12 protein-coding genes and 1 riboswitch are annotated in these 15,319 nt (G+C 36.7%); of the genes, 3 read left to right on the forward strand and 9 right to left on the reverse strand.

Going from position 1 to position 15,319, the window contains the following annotated elements:
* Positions 1–76: 76 nt before the first annotated feature.
* From NP781_RS22320 to NP781_RS22330, 3 genes are all read right to left on the reverse strand, one after another.
* Positions 77–751: a peptidylprolyl isomerase gene (locus tag NP781_RS22320; RefSeq protein ID WP_257520853.1), complete on the reverse strand. Its 675-nt coding sequence runs from the start codon at positions 749–751 to the stop codon at positions 77–79.
* Between the two features lie 155 nt (positions 752–906).
* A complete protein-coding gene (locus tag NP781_RS22325) occupies positions 907–2,775 on the reverse strand; it encodes a leucine-rich repeat domain-containing protein (RefSeq protein ID WP_257520854.1) in 1,869 nt (622 codons plus the stop codon).
* Positions 2,776–2,905: 130 nt separating this feature from the next.
* A complete protein-coding gene (locus tag NP781_RS22330) occupies positions 2,906–3,916 on the reverse strand; it encodes a GNAT family N-acetyltransferase (RefSeq protein ID WP_257520855.1) in 1,011 nt (336 codons plus the stop codon).
* Between the two features lie 224 nt (positions 3,917–4,140).
* On the opposite strand from NP781_RS22330, the gene NP781_RS22335 reads away from it, so the two are divergent.
* Positions 4,141–5,118, forward strand: a complete 978-nt coding sequence (locus NP781_RS22335; protein ID WP_257520856.1) for a tRNA dihydrouridine synthase — start codon at positions 4,141–4,143, stop codon at positions 5,116–5,118.
* Between the two features lie 63 nt (positions 5,119–5,181).
* Here NP781_RS22335 and NP781_RS22340 read toward each other — a convergent pair whose 3' ends face one another.
* Positions 5,182–6,429, reverse strand: coding sequence for a TerD family protein (locus NP781_RS22340; RefSeq protein ID WP_257520857.1), 1,248 nt, complete (start codon positions 6,427–6,429; stop codon positions 5,182–5,184).
* 242 nt (positions 6,430–6,671) lie between these two features.
* Here NP781_RS22340 and NP781_RS22345 point away from each other — a divergent pair, with 242 nt between their 5' ends.
* The gene (locus tag NP781_RS22345) at positions 6,672–7,862 is read left to right on the forward strand and encodes an MFS transporter (RefSeq protein WP_257520858.1); all 1,191 of its coding nucleotides are present in this window, start codon (positions 6,672–6,674) and stop codon (positions 7,860–7,862) included.
* Between the two features lie 128 nt (positions 7,863–7,990).
* On the opposite strand, the gene NP781_RS22350 is transcribed toward NP781_RS22345, so the two are convergent.
* From NP781_RS22350 to queF, 5 genes are all read right to left on the reverse strand, one after another.
* Positions 7,991–8,530 carry a VUT family protein gene (locus NP781_RS22350; protein WP_257520859.1) on the reverse strand — a complete coding sequence of 180 codons (540 nt, stop codon included), beginning with the start codon at positions 8,528–8,530 and terminating at the stop codon, positions 7,991–7,993.
* Positions 8,531–8,571: 41 nt separating this feature from the next.
* Positions 8,572–9,300 (reverse strand): 7-carboxy-7-deazaguanine synthase QueE, encoded by a 729-nt coding sequence (gene queE, locus NP781_RS22355; protein ID WP_221682451.1) that lies wholly within the window; start codon positions 9,298–9,300, stop codon positions 8,572–8,574.
* The gene (gene queD, locus NP781_RS22360) at positions 9,293–9,763 is read right to left on the reverse strand and encodes a 6-carboxytetrahydropterin synthase QueD (protein WP_221682452.1); all 471 of its coding nucleotides are present in this window, start codon (positions 9,761–9,763) and stop codon (positions 9,293–9,295) included. Before queD ends, queE begins: the two co-directional genes overlap by 8 nt.
* Positions 9,764–9,766: 3 nt before the next feature.
* Entirely contained in the window at positions 9,767–10,426 is a 660-nt protein-coding gene (gene queC / locus NP781_RS22365; protein ID WP_257520860.1) for a 7-cyano-7-deazaguanine synthase QueC, read from the reverse strand.
* 104 nt (positions 10,427–10,530) lie between these two features.
* Positions 10,531–11,031 carry a preQ(1) synthase gene (gene queF / locus NP781_RS22370; protein ID WP_004233404.1) on the reverse strand — a complete coding sequence of 167 codons (501 nt, stop codon included), beginning with the start codon at positions 11,029–11,031 and terminating at the stop codon, positions 10,531–10,533.
* Positions 11,032–11,157: 126 nt separating this feature from the next.
* Positions 11,158–11,204, reverse strand: a riboswitch (PreQ1 riboswitch).
* 310 nt (positions 11,205–11,514) lie between these two features.
* Between queF and NP781_RS22375 the strand changes: the two genes are divergently transcribed.
* Positions 11,515–15,180 carry a S8 family serine peptidase gene (locus tag NP781_RS22375; RefSeq protein WP_257520861.1) on the forward strand — a complete coding sequence of 1,222 codons (3,666 nt, stop codon included), beginning with the start codon at positions 11,515–11,517 and terminating at the stop codon, positions 15,178–15,180.
* Positions 15,181–15,319 lie beyond the last annotated feature (139 nt).

The raw sequence follows: 15,319 nt of genomic DNA on the forward strand, positions 1-15,319 counted from the left end.
CCAAATCTCAATTGATTTAGCCTTTTTAATGTTTATATTAACTTTTAGATTTTAACCAATAGCATTGGGACGCAAGCTACTTGTTTACCTTTGGTGCTGGATAATCAAAGCCCTTTGTATCCACCTCTACCTTTTTCATCTGCTGATCTTCGAGTGGTTTATCTGTAGCATCTCGCTCTGCTCCAACAATGGCATCAACTGTTTCCATACCTGCAATCACCTTGCCAAAAGCAGCATATTCCCCATCAAGATGTGAGGCCTCCTTTACCATAATGAAAAATTGTGAGCCTGCTGAGTTTGGATCATTCGAACGAGCCATTGAAATAACACCACGTTCATGCTTCATATTATTTTCAAATCCATTTGAGGTAAACTCACCATCAATCGAATAATCAGGCCCTCCAGTACCATTTCCTTTCGGATCTCCACCCTGAATCATAAAATCAGGAATAACTCGATGGAAAATAAGACCATCATAGAATCCATCTTTTACTAAAGCAATAAAGTTAGCTACTGTATTTGGTGCTACAGTAGGCTCCAATTCAATAACAATTTTTTCATCATTGCTCATCGTAATCGTCACAATTGGATTTTCCTTCACTTTTGACGCGTAATCCATTGTTTCTTGTGTTTCTTTAGCTGTTTTTCCTTCAGTTTTCTCACTATCCTTAGCTGTACCACAGCCTGTCAAAACAACAATAATGGCTAGCAGAGATAGCATAAAAAACAAACCTTTATTACGTACGAACATATCCTTTTCAACTCCTCTTGTTAAGCATCAATTCATTATAAAACTATCCAAACTGTAGGACAAATCCAAGAGAGACAATGACAGAATATTCCTGTCATTGTCTCTTTTTATTTCTACTATATTAATTTCGTAGTTTGCTATTAATTCACATTATTTCAATAAATCATAATTCCCTTGTCTAGTACAGATTGATTTTGTACCTGATTCCCTAAAATATATAGTTTTTTTAAGTTAGGCAAATTTACTAAAGGTTCTACATTTGAAATGGCATTATTTTCTAAATGAAGCACCTCTATTTGTTGCCAATTTCCCAAGAAATTTAACGATTGTAGTGAACTATCTTGTAAAGTGAATGAACGTAAATTTGTAAAGCCAGCAAAATAAGGCATGATCTTATCTACTTCTTGCACCCATTCCCCATTACCAATTTGAATGGAGACATCATTTAAAATTAAATGCTCCAGCACGTTGTTTGTAAATGGCTTACTATTCACCTGAAAATTACATTCATGACAGTTTAACATTTTTACATGCTGTAAATTGAATAATTCATTGGTTTCATAAAAGAGAGTCTCATTTAAATTGATTGTTTGCAAATGAGGTAGGTCATTTAATGAACGAATACCTGTAAGAGTTCCATACTCCATGACTGTAAGCTGTTCTAGCTGTGGGTATTTCAGTAGTTCTGAACCATTCAATTGCGAATCCGATCCACTTATAGAAACCGTCAAATCTCTTAAAGCGGGTGCTTCTAGCTTTGGTAAAAATGAACTCTTCAGCTCTGCTTTTTTCAAATGGGGCGCTACAATCGATGAAATATCACCATGATAACCAGTTAAGGATAACTCCGTCAATGACGTTAGACTGTTTACCATATCCAACAATTCCACTTGACCAGGAGAAGCTAAACGTAGCTTTGTTAAAGATGACATATTTCTAAGTCTATCTAAATTGATTATATTCATGTTTTCAAGATCTAAAGATTGTAGTTTAGGCATGTTTTGTATAAAATCAAGCGTTTTTAAATTTCTTACTGAGGTAAGTTTTAATTCTTGTAATTGAGTCAGTGAGTATAGTGGGCTAAAATCTGTAGCTTCACTAATGTCTATTGATAACGACTCTAGATTAGTTAGTGTAGACAGCCACTTTAAATCATTGATCGATTTTAAGGACAGTGATTTCAGCGATAATTTGTTTAGAATCTGGAAATCTGTTACCTCTTCAGTCACATAAGATAGTTCAAGCGATTGAAGATTAGGGAACTGTAATAATAAAGCCAGTTCATCATTACTTCTTATTTGGATAGAAAGCTCTTTAACATTTGATTTTTCACTAAAATATCCCGCAATTTTACTAAATGATTCATTAAAGCTACCAGTATAACTTTTTAAGTTTTCAAGATGTTGGAAACTTACTTTCTCACTTTGTGATATTTCATAATCATTCATGAGCTTTAAAACCGTTAAGCCAGTAAAGGCCTCAAAGTCCTTTTGTTCAATTTCTTGCGTATTTAATAATTTATCCATAATGATATAAGTAGAAATTTTAGCTTCCTTATTTGTAAAAGGATCCTCTAGACTATAATCAAAATGCCATTGATCGTCAGAATAGTAGGCAGCCAAATATCGAATACTTGCAATCTCTTCTTTTGTTGGCATCGTCCCACCTTTATCAAAAATATCTTTTAAAAAGAATAGAAGAACTTCACTTTCAGGCATTGTTCGAACGGATAGTTCTTCACGGTTTCCATCCTCTGTTTGATTACTACTTAAAAGAAAATACCCAAGGAATAGACATATCATGACAATTGGTATCATAAAGAGCAGCTTTAAATTTGTTTTTGGACGGGATGTTGTATTAGGAGAAGCTGTTCCATAATAATTATTAATTGTTTGATCTACATAATAAATTTTATTCTCTTTCAACATGATTTCCGTGTCACAAAAAGGACATTTGAATGTTTGCTCTTCTTTATATTCAATTTTTCCATTACAATTTGGACAATTTAATTTAATAAATTCCACTGGCAGCCCCCCAGCACTATTTTTCCATTAAGCTTAGTTGTCTAAAAAATAAATGTCAATATTTACGAAATATAGACAAGCAATCTAAAACTAAATTTTAACTATCTAGCCGATAAATACTTAACTAGATTTACAATAATCCTATACTTGGGTTATGAAAGTTTGCCCAGGCTATATCACTGTTAATGCACCTAACCATTCTATAGGCTACTGGCTTAAAACCGCACTTAGGCCAAAAAGTTGATGCAGCAAGATTAGTAATTCGCCAATCTGTAATGATATTCTCATAGCCCGCCTCTTTCATCCTTCTACAGCCTTCATTCATCAGCTTTTTTCCCACACCTCTTCCCATTTGAGAAGAGTAAGTACCTGCAATCGTTAACTCTATTGCATGCTCAGGTGTCATCAAATCTGAATGGATAGGATAATATTTTTGAAATCCTAATTCCTGCCCATCCACTACTGCAACGAAACATGTATCATTATTCTCCTCTACTATACTTTTATATGAGTCTTTTATGCTCATGACAACCTCAGGGAATACAGGCTCAAATGTAGGTGTGGAATTTTGATACGATTGAATGATCCTAGACATTTTCCCCAACATCTCACTATCCATTTTATTTGCAACCCTAATCTCTGCATTACATCTATTTTCAAATGGTTTATAATCCCTAATGTTCATAACCCCATGTACTTGCTGTATAGAAAAGCTTAATCGCTGGTAGGCATCATAGTAAGCCTCATTTCCAAGAGGGATTATCGTGTAATGCATAAAACAACCTTGCTCTAGCCATACCACTGAAACCTCTGCGTATAATTTTCTTATAAGCTCAGCGCATTGATCCTTTCTGATTGCCAATCCCTCATATGGTACCCATACATGTCTGCCTCTTAGAGAGTCATTCTTGATGACGCCGATTAAATATCCTACTAGATCATCTTTAATAAATGCTCCAATCCCCTTAATATTATTATGAGCAAATAAGTTTTTAAGCGTATTTGTTATATGTTCAGCATTAAGACAGCTGTTGTTTAGAAATGGATATACTTCACCTTCAAGGCTCTGTCTATTAACGAGTAATTCAGCCATTGTAGGTATATCATTCATACCAATTGTTTTATACTCATATTTTGCCATTTCAACCCTCCCCCTAAATTTCTACATTATATTACATATTATATCATTATGGATAATACAGTATTTTGTTGGATATTTTTGATTACTTTCTAATCTAAAAAAACCTAAGTCTAATTACAAGGATGCATTTCTCTCCTTAAGCTAAGCCAGTTAACTATGTAGAAATAAAGTAAATATGATATCTTTTTGCAAGGTAGTATTTTGGAAAGAGAGGATTTTTAGCAATGAATCAAAAAAATTTCTGGCTAGATTTACCACGGCCATTCTTCATTTTAGCTCCAATGGAGGATGTGACAGATGTTGTATTTCGTCATGTCATTCAGGAAGCTGGGAGACCCGATGTATATTTTACAGAATTCACCAATACGACGAGCTATTGTCATCCAGATGGATTAGATAATGTACGAAACCGCTTAGCTTTCACAGAAGATGAACAGCCTATTGTTGCACATATTTGGGGGGACAACCCTGAACATTTTCGTAAAATGAGTATTGGTATGAAGGAATTAGGCTTTAAGGGAATTGATATTAATATGGGTTGCCCAGTTGATAATGTAGCAGAAAGAGGTAAAGGAGCTGGATTAATTCTTCATCCTGAACTAGCCGCAGATATTATTCAAGCAGCCAAAGCAGGAGGCTTACCCGTTAGTGTCAAAACAAGACTTGGCTTTACGGATGTAACAGAATGGCGTGAGTGGCTTACACATATTTTAAAACAGGATATCGCCAATCTTTCTATTCATCTCCGTACACGGGAAGAGATGAGCAAGGTCGCTGCACATTGGGAATTAATTGGAGATATCAAAAAACTACGTGATGAAGTTGCTCCCCACACATTACTGACGATCAACGGTGATATTCCTGATCGTTTAACAGGTCTAAAACTAGTTGAGCAATACGGTATCGATGGTGTAATGATTGGTCGCGGTGTGTTTTCAAACCCATTTGCCTTTGAAAAAGAACCTAAAGAGCATAGCGCCAAAGAATACCTTAATTTACTATACCTACACCTTAATCTTCATGACCATTATTCCAAGGAATTCGAAACACGTTCATTTAAAGCATTACAACGTTTCTTTAAAATATATATACGTGGCTTCAAAGGGGCCAGTCAATTAAGAGTTCAATTACTGAATGCAAATTCTACGGATGAAGTCCGTGAATTACTAGCTGCGTATATTGCCCACGAACAAAAGGAGTAACCTTTATTAAGTTGTGACAAAAAAGAGGAGACTGGCTATCGCCAATCTCCGTTTTATTTGCTTTTACTTGTAATCATTTATTGGGCCTTTATCCATTAGAACTTCTACCATATTAGAAGAGCCCATCTTCAGCTTAGGTCTACGTTCTGAATTCGGTTCACTATAAAGCTCTAATGGGTTGATAATCACACCATCTGGAGTATTATGAAGTATTCCAGGCACACAGGAATAAATTCTGTCATTATTATTAGCATTTTTAGCAAAAATAGTAACGGAGGTTCCATTATGATTATCTATACTCATGGACACCTTATATCTGTAGAATGAACCTGTGCCATTTGATTGGGCGGAATAAACCACAGGAACAACAGCTAAAACATTATTATTTAATCTCAATTTGATTACTTCAGTTTTTGTTGAACCAGCATCTCTCCCAACATCCCCCATGTGTTCGACTACCCCTTGGTGAAAACTCCTAAGTGGGGGTGTATTTTTCGCCCCAAACATAGCTACATCGATCTGCTGACCATCCTTTGTATAGACTAAAGCATATATATCGTAGTCAGTACCAGTTTTCCATGATACCGTAGCAGTAATTTCAGGCGTTTTATCAATGATAACTGGCTTTTGACCTTTGGTGAGACTGACATTCCCCTTTACCTTTTCAAGATTTATCGATGACAACATGCTTTGTCTATTTGTATTTTCTGGAACATTTCGTGATTGATCAGGTTCTATCAGCATTTGTTTTTTTATAGTTGTTGATTCAGAAAGATTGTTTTGCTCTTCAGGTTCAACCTCAACACCATAATTTTTACATAACCCCTCTAACCCAGAATCAAATCCGCGCCATATAGATCTCACCTTTGTCTGACTATTTCTTAGATATAATTCTAATACTACAATTCCATTTTCATTTGCAAAATTAGCTGGTGCTAAATTGATAACATTATTATCAGTACGGATTTCTGCCTTTAAATTTTTCACATTTGAAAAACCTCGGCTATTATCTTCTGTAAGTGTTATTGCTATTTTAGTAATACCTTCAGGGATTTTACTCATGTCAAAATTCATTTTATGTATTTTTATATTCCCTACATTCTCAGATGGTATCAGGGTAGCTGCACCAGATAAGCTAGTTGGTTGATTATAAAATATAATGCCGCTATCTCCTTGTACCTTATTTGCATCCGTTAAAAGGAATGCAGTTAACGAAATATCAATCGAATTAGACATTTCGTAGCTAATAGTAACACTACCTTTTTGGGAACTTATAACTGTATTTGCTCCCATCTGAAGGAATTGAATCATGTGAATCCCCCTTTTCCCCTTATTATTTATACATACAAAATAGATAAAATTTTAAAGTTACTCTTCCAATAAAAAATTCGAGTAATATTTACAAAATCCTTCTTTAGAGGAAAATAGTCGGAAACAAACACCGGCATATAGTAAAACTAATCTAATTTCTCATAAAAACATTTTATGATATGATGTTTAAATTGTGTGTTTATTAATTAACACAGTTACATTCATCAAAGAAAGAGGTATTTATGGATCATACACAGTTATCCAAGCGACATTGGTTACTTATCTTAACACTTGCATTATTAACATTTGTTCTGGGGACAAGCGAATTTGTTATTGTCGGGATTTTAACTGATATTTCTTCAAGCCTTCATATGACAAATGCAAAAGCAGGAACACTCGTTTCTTCGTTCGCCATCACATTTGCCATCGCTACACCACTCGTCATGTCAGCAACAAGCCATTTTCCAAGGCGTAAATGGATGTTGTTTTTGATAGGTTCCTTCATTGCCTTAAATGCTCTGTGTGTAATTTCAACGAGCTATATTATGCTCCTTATACTTCGGGTTATGACCGCAATTGTAACAGGTGTATTGATCTCTCTAGCCATGATTGTTGCAAGCGAAACCATGCCGATTAATAAACGCAGCCTTGCTATATCATTTGTTTTCGGTGGTTTTACACTGGCAAATGTAGTGGGAGTACCCATTGGAATTGTAATCGCTGAATGGTACGGCTGGAATGGCACTTTTATGTTAACCACTCTTCTCGGAGGGTTGGCGTTTGCGGCATCTTTTTTTGTCTTACCTACTCGACTCAGCCAAGTACGAAGCTCAATACGGGATCAATTTTCTTTAATGATTCAGCCTCGAATTTTAATTGCCTTTTTCATTCCTGCTCTCGGGTTTGGTGCAACCTATACAGTCTTTACGTACCTTGTTCCTATTTTAAAGGGGATGGGTGCACCAAATAAATCTATAAGTTTAATCTTATTTGGCTACGGCTTTCTTTCGATTTTCAGCAACATTCTTGCCAGTAAAATTGCCACTCACAATGCCATCGGCCGACTTCGGTTTGTTTTTCTCGCCCAAGCTATTGTATTGACAAGCTTATTTTGGACGACAAATCATTTTATTTTAGGATTAGCGAACATCGGACTAATGTCACTAATGGCCATCCTCTTGACAACATCTACTCAGCTTTACTTAATAGATTTGGCCGAAATTTACAAACCAGATGCTAAAGGACTTGCAGCTTCTCTTATGCCAGTGGCAAGTAACGTTGGCATCGCTTTTGGGTCTGCATTAGGCGGCATTGTATATCATCAAGGAAATTTGATGAATGTCACATGGGTCGGTGGTATAGTTGCCGTCGGTGCAAGTCTACTAACTTTCTTTAGTTATCATTTAGACCTTAAACAAAAGAAAATAGCATAAAAAATGCAAGGTGTACCTTAGAAAGACTATAAAACAAACAGACCCATTTTCTTTATGCGAATGGGCCTGTTTTTAAAAAGCTTTCTTGTGATCCGTATCTTCATAATAAGGAAGAGTATTTCAAAGATTTATTCTGAAATAATATATTTATCTTTCATTGGTCCAACTTTATTTAAAATAATTGCACCAACCATTTGTATAATTGTCTTCACAATAATTTGCCCCAAAATGGCGGCAGGTACCGCTTCCCATGGCAATATATTGGCACCAAGTGGACTTAAGCCGATTACTACGAAAATTGCAGAATCTAAAAATCCTCCAACAATACCACTGTAGAACACACGCCAAGCCATTGGTAATTTTAATCGAGTATAAATTTCAGTATCAGCCGTTTCAGCGACAACAAATGATAGTGCTGAGGCTACCACAATTAAAAGTGTATCACCTAGTAGGAATGACACCTCAGCTGATAAAATTAACGCTGTAATAATAAATAAATACGTCTTTTTTCTACCATATTTATTTTGTACTAGATCCCGAAAAATAAAGGTTGCCCCAATTAAAAGCGTTCCCATTGGGACAATAAACATACCAAAATGTAATGGTGCAAATGCTGCCGTTACCACATTAGCAATAACAATAGATAATAAATAAAATAATATTCTCAAACTATTACTCCTCAAGTAAATTTAATTTTTGTAATGGCACACTATACACCTCTTTTATTTCCCCACACAAGGGCATGTAACTGTGGCAGTACTTTAACATCTCTTAAATCCTCATCCTTCATTACTCTATCAATCAGCGCACGATATTTATCCAATAAATGCATCATTAATTGTGAATTATCAATTGTCGTGAGATTATCATTACCGACTTGAAGATAAAAAGGAATCATTGGATATAGATGGTGAATTTGCTTAGCATAATCGTAATCCTCTTGATTAAAAACGACTATTTTGAGAGATACATGGTGATTGCTGTTTCGATCTTCAAGTTTTTCGAAGATATAAGAGAGCACCGAGTAGTCTGTGGTCATTCCAGAACTAGGTGGCTTTGGTGAAATTGTCAGTTCATCAATCTCATACATCCACTTTTGCCACCTACTCCCCTGTGTTTCTACCCCGATTTTTATGTCATTTTCTTTTAAAATGGCAATAAGCTCTGCTAAATTCGGATTGAGTGCAGGATTGCCGCCTGAAATTGTGACAAAGGAAAAACCATTACCTCCAAGCCGCTTCAGCTCAGCCCAAATCTCTTCCGCCGTCATTTGGACAATAAAATGCTTTCCACTGCCATCCCACGTAAACGATGAATCACACCAAGAACAGGAATAATCGCAGCCCGCAGTTCTTACAAACATTGTCTTCTGTCCAACGACCATACCCTCTCCTTGAATCGTTGGCCCAAAAATTTCGATAACAGGTACTTTACTCAACTTCCAGCCACTCCCGTCTAGCTTCTGCATAGCTTGTTGGAGTTTCGTAAAGCCTGATAAACTCTACACGCACACCGTTATATCCTTCATCAAGCAAGGCCTCAGTCAACTTTTCGTATATCCAAACAACAATGTTCTCTGCCGTCGTATTCATGGGTGGAAGCGTTTCATTTAAATAGCGGTGATCCAAATGAATCTCTATTTTTTGTTTCCATATTTCTTTTATATCGCCAAAATCAATTATCAAACCACGTTCATCTGTGTAGCCACTCAGCCCTAATACTACCCGATAGGTATGACCGTGCAGATTTTTACATTTCCCTTCATAATGATGTAGATGATGAGCAGCATCGAAGGTAAATTCTTTGCTTATGAGAACACGCTTTGCATGGTAGTTCAATTGATTTCTTTGAATATCCACATCAATTTTCTGGAGTCTCTCAACGATTTTAAAATCTGACATGCCTTAAGACTCCTTCCTATAACTTAAATACTCATCAAGCCCTTTATTTCGCAATTTACATGCTGGGCATTCACCACAGCCATCTGCTATGACACCGTTATAGCAAGTCAACGTTCTTTGTCGTACAAACTCAAGTGCCCCAAGCTGATCAGCTAATTCCCATGTTTGTGCCTTATTCAGCCACATCAAGGGTGTATCAATCACAAAGGAATCATCCATCGATAAATTTAACGTTACATTTAAGGATTTAATAAAGACATCTCGGCAATCCGGATATCCACTAAAATCAGTTTCACAAACACCTGTTACAATATGCTTTGCCCCTACTTGGCTCGCTAAAACGCCCGCAAATGAAAGAAAAAGGAGATTGCGACCAGGCACAAAAGTCGATGGGAGCTCACCATTTTCTCCGTCCTTCACCTTTATTTCTTGTCGTGTCAATGCATTCGGAGCAAGTTGATTCAGGAGAGACATATCAAGTATGTGATGCTTGATACCAAGCTTCTCTGTTATCACCTTCGCACAGTCAATTTCAAGACGATGCCTTTGACCATAATCGAAAGTTACTGCCTCAATCTCTTCAAAGCGTTCTTTTGCCCAGAACAAACAAGTTGTGCTGTCCTGACCTCCACTAAATACTACAATTGCTTTTTTCTTTTTCATCTATAAAGACTCCCTTATATCGAAAAAACAGCACTCTAAGAAAAAGTGCTGCTTTCTTCTTAGTTTTTTTAAGAGGGTAGCTAAAAACCTCTTTCTTGCTTCATTTATCGATTATCAATTTTTTCTGGGTTAAGATCGTGGTTCATTAAACGATAATTGGCGATTTCTTCGTATTTCGTTCCCGGCTTCCCATAGTTACACCATGGATCAATCGAGATACCCCCACGTGGAGTAAATTTCCCCCAAACCTCTATATATCTTGGATCAAGTAGTGCAATTAAATCGTTCATAATGATATTCACGCAATCTTCATGAAAATCGCCGTGATTTCTAAAACTGAATAAATACAACTTTAGAGATTTACTTTCAACAATTTTTTTATCTGGGATATATGAAATGTACATCGTTGCAAAATCCGGCTGATTTGTAAGCGGACATAAACTAGTAAACTCTGGGCAATTAAACTTAACAAAATAATCTCGATTAGCATGAAGATTATCCACTGCCTCTAATACCTCAGGTGCATAATCATAGGAATACTTTGTACCTTGATTACCTAATAGGGTCAAATCCTTTAATCCTTCTTCATGACTTCTGCCAGACATAAAAAAACCTCCTTGTAAAATGTTTCCCAACACTTTTCAAGAGAGGCATCACCAATCATTCTATTTAAAACATAAGTAAACAGATAAAAAAAAGCCACGTCCGATATGGACATGGCATATTGTCATGTTTCCATAGTTTTTTATAGAGGGTATCAGCTATGAACCTCTCCCGTTCTAGTCCGGGCATTCTTTTCTTCCATATCGTACAAAAAATAATACAGAACGTCAAATTGGATTTTTTATAAAACTCTTAAATGATAAAAAGCATGAATTACTGTAAGTCAATACTCATTTGAAAGTTCTACTTTTTTATTAAATTACTAGGAAAATAGAATTAATTCATTTTTTACAAAGTAATACTAATTATCAATATTTTGAGATTTTTTAATATTCCGATATTCGAATTATCTCACCTGTGATAAATTGGAAATATCACACTAAACTGAAAAGTGTGATAATTATGAGTGGAGGGAGAAATGAGATTTGAAAAAGTTTAAGTTTACGAAGTTTTTAAGTAGTATGATAGCTTTCGTTATGGTGCTTTTTCTATTGGTTCCATTATCGAGTGCTAATGCTGAAGATTCGAAACCATTCAAGCAGGATAGCCAAAGTGAAAGTATACTTCAATTAAAGGCGGCTATCGCTGAACAGCTAAGCTTGTCTAAAGATGGTCCAACTCTTCACGAAAGCTTACAAAATGTATCAGGCAATCAAGAAGTTGCAGTCATCGTACATTTATCTGAAAAGCCTGTGGCACTAGAGCAAGGAATGAGCCAAGTGAAAGGCCAAAAGTTCTCTAATGCGCGAGCAAATGAAGTTCGGTCAAATGTAAAATCTCAACAAGCACAGGTTAAAAAAGAATTAGCTACTAAAAATGTTCAAATGACTCAAGGCTACACATTTGATACTGTTTTAAACGGTTTTGCAGCAACTGTGAAAGCAAATGATCTCCCAAAGCTGCTTTCAATAGAAGGAATAACATTAATTGAACCTGATGCAATTGTTTACGCATCAGAAGATAAGACAATGAAATCATCAGAACTGATTAAGGAAGATCAATTAGAGGCTCAAATGAATACAAGTATTTCTTTCCTCGGCATCGAACAGCTTTGGAATGAAGGAATTGAAGGACAAGGTATAAAGGTAGCAGTATTAGATACTGGTATTGATGCAGATCACCCCGAGTTCGCTGGAATTTATAAAGGTGGGAAAAACTTTATTCCAAATTCATCAACTTACACAAAGCCTCGGGCAGATGACGATGCATCGGAAACATTGCCTTCTGAGCGTCCTGCTGGAACACCTGAATTTAATGAAAAGGGAAGCTCGTTCTATACTTCTCACGGTACCCATGTTGCTGGAACCATTGCAGCAATTGGAGCTAACAATTTCGGCATTAAAGGAATTGCTCCAAAAGTAGACCTTTATGCTTACCGTGTTCTTGGTGCATATGGAAGTGGGGCTACATCTGGTATTGTTAAAGCAATTGAAACGGCTGTAACAGAAAAAATGGACATAATCAACCTTTCTCTTGGTGGGGGGGCTAACTCTGAAACGGACGCAGGTTCATTTGCTATTAATAATGCAATGATGGCTGGAACAATCGGAGTAATTGCAACAGGGAACTCGGGCCCAAATCGAGGAACAATGGGCACGCCTGCAACCGCTCGTTTAGGAATTGCTGTTGGTAACACAACAAATCCTGAAACAATGTATAACGGTGAAGTGAATGTTACAGTTGGTGACTACAACTTAACAAAACAGCTCCCATTAATGGGCACAACTTTTGGAAGGGATTTAGCAACACAGCTTCAAGGAGAATTTGACCTAGTTGCTATTCCTGGAAACGGAGAAGTAAAAGACTATGAGGGAATCGATGTAAAAGGTAAAGTGGCATTGATCTCTCGTGGCAGCATCGCATTTGTTGATAAAATTGCGAACGCAAAGGCAAATGGAGCAGTCGCCACAATTATTCATAACTTTGCTGGTGGAACAAATGCACCTAATATTTCAGGTACATTCCTGGGTGATTCCTTTGCTTTTCTACCAACATTTGATATGTCCCAAACGGATGGTAATGCAATTCGTGCTGCATTAGCCGGTGGAATTGGAAAAGTTAGCTTTAGTCAATTTACTTCCACAAAGACACTGGGGGATGAAGTAAACGATTCAAGCTCCCGTGGACCATCTACGCCAAACTTTGATATTAAACCAGATGTAAGTGCACCTGGAACAAACATTATGTCAACGATTCCAATGTATAAAAAGGATTTCCCTGATGCTGATTACGCAGAGGCATATGATCGTAAAACAGGAACCTCTATGGCAACACCGCATATTACAGGTATTGTTGCATTACTTAAACAAGCAAATCCTGATTGGAATGCGTTCGACATAAAAGTGGCGCTTTCTAATACAGCAAAGGTTTTAGATAAAACAAAATACGATGTGTTCTCTCAAGGTGCAGGTCGTGTAAATGCTTATGCTGCAGCACATCCAGAAATTCTTGCTTATGCATTGGATAGTGCAATTTTAGATGGAACAGGAGCTGTTTCAGAAAACTTAAAAGGGACAGTTACTTTTGGTCCACAATCACTTAAAGACCAGGATATTTCCGTAACGAAACAAGTTTTAGTAAAAGATATAAAGGGGCACGGCGGTAATTATAATGTATCAATTGATGTGACAAAATCATTTGGTGATGCAACTGTTACAGTCGACCAGCCAACATTTAATCTAGTTGGTGAGCAAGTGTTAAATCTTACATTAACTGCTTCACAAGCTACAGCTCCAAACGGCTCGGAAATACTGGGGTATATTCACATCAGCGGTGGTGCTACAGAAATTTCATTGCCATTCGCAGCTGACTTTGGAAGCGAGGCAGTAACTGAAATTAAAGATTTAAAGATTACAGAAACAGACCTCTCCTTTAATGGAGATGGCGTGAAAGATTCAGCTGTACTTTCATTTACATTAACTGGCGATGTAACAACTAACTATATCGAGCTATGGGATATTATGAATCCTCAAGGTGGAGAATATGGTGATGGCTACATCGGTTATCTACATGCAGGTACTGCGCTAGGAAAAGGCTCTTATACGCTGAATATTGCTGGGCAATACAAACCATGGGGAACAGAACCTGCCACAACAATTCCAGATGGTCTTTATACTATTGACTTTACTGGTCTTGCGGCATCAGGGGTAGTTTCCGATTATGTTGGACCAATTATCGTGAAAACGACTAAACCAGAAATTACTGGTTCAGTAGCTGAAGGTGTCGCTACAGGAAAGGTAACAGATAAGTATATCGACTACAATGAAGAGTTATATTTATATGGTTTAAACTACAATTTAAATGATAAATTAAAAGCTTCCTATATTACGACTGTGAATGGCGAAATACAAGCGCCTGTTCCTTTTGAATTAAATCAAGACGGTAGCTTCACATTCCCAGTAACAACAGAAACTAATGCTGTATCAGTAAAAATTGAAGACGCTGCAGGGAATGTTGGTGAAGCACTAATATTTGAAAAAGATGTAGTTGAACCAAAAGTGACACTTTCTGTCAATCCAACTGAGCTAGACCTAACAGCTGGGGAATCTGCACAACTTACGGTAACAGAGACATCTACTCCTTCAGAAGGTGAAGCAACAGAGGAAGATGTAACTTCAAAAGCTACTTATGTTGTGGGAGATGAAAATGTTGCAACAATAGCAAATGGATTAGTAACTGCTATAGGTGAGGGCACGACTACGATTACTATTTCATATGGTGATCATGAGGTTACGGTAAGTGTTACAGTTAAAGCACCTGTTGTAGAAACACCAATCGTAACACTAGAAATTGACCAAGCTCAGGTTGAAACTAGAATAGGTAAAGAGGTTATAGTTAAGATTACTGAGGTAACTACTTTTGAGGGTAGAACAACAGAAAAAGATGTTACTACGCTTGCAACCTACGAAGTAGCAAATGATAAAATAGCTACTGTAAAAGCAGGGGCTGTAAAAGGTAAAGGTCAAGGTACTACCACAATTACAGCAACGTATGGTGACCACACATTAACATTTGACGTGTCGGTTGAAAAGCCGGGCAACGGCAACGGCAATGGTAATGGTAATAATGAAGTTACCGAGGTTGAGTTATAATTAAAATAAGTACGGTTCCAGTAAAAAGAGAAATTGCGCTTTGCAATTTCTCTTTTTGCTATTTTCACTTACTTATAATAAGGTTGGCTGTACAAGCTTTATCTAGGCATCCAATATTTAATGCAAAACCATAAGAGAT

This window comes from Lysinibacillus sp. FN11 (assembly GCF_024628845.1).
Classification (GTDB): Bacteria; Bacillota; Bacilli; order Bacillales_A; family Planococcaceae; genus Lysinibacillus; species Lysinibacillus capsici.

Coding starts and splice junctions, on each gene's coding strand:
- NP781_RS22320 (WP_257520853.1), bottom strand. CDS start 751: ATGTTCGTACGTAATAAAGGTTTGTTTTTTATGCTATCTCTGCTAGCC.
- NP781_RS22330 (WP_257520855.1), bottom strand. CDS start 3,916: ATGGCAAAATATGAGTATAAAACAATTGGTATGAATGATATACCTACA.
- NP781_RS22335 (WP_257520856.1), top strand. CDS start 4,141: ATGAATCAAAAAAATTTCTGGCTAGATTTACCACGGCCATTCTTCATT.
- NP781_RS22340 (WP_257520857.1), bottom strand. CDS start 6,429: ATGATTCAATTCCTTCAGATGGGAGCAAATACAGTTATAAGTTCCCAA.
- NP781_RS22345 (WP_257520858.1), top strand. CDS start 6,672: ATGGATCATACACAGTTATCCAAGCGACATTGGTTACTTATCTTAACA.
- queD (WP_221682452.1), bottom strand. CDS start 9,763: ATGTCAGATTTTAAAATCGTTGAGAGACTCCAGAAAATTGATGTGGAT.
- queC (WP_257520860.1), bottom strand. CDS start 10,426: ATGAAAAAGAAAAAAGCAATTGTAGTATTTAGTGGAGGTCAGGACAGC.
- queF (WP_004233404.1), bottom strand. CDS start 11,031: ATGTCTGGCAGAAGTCATGAAGAAGGATTAAAGGATTTGACCCTATTA.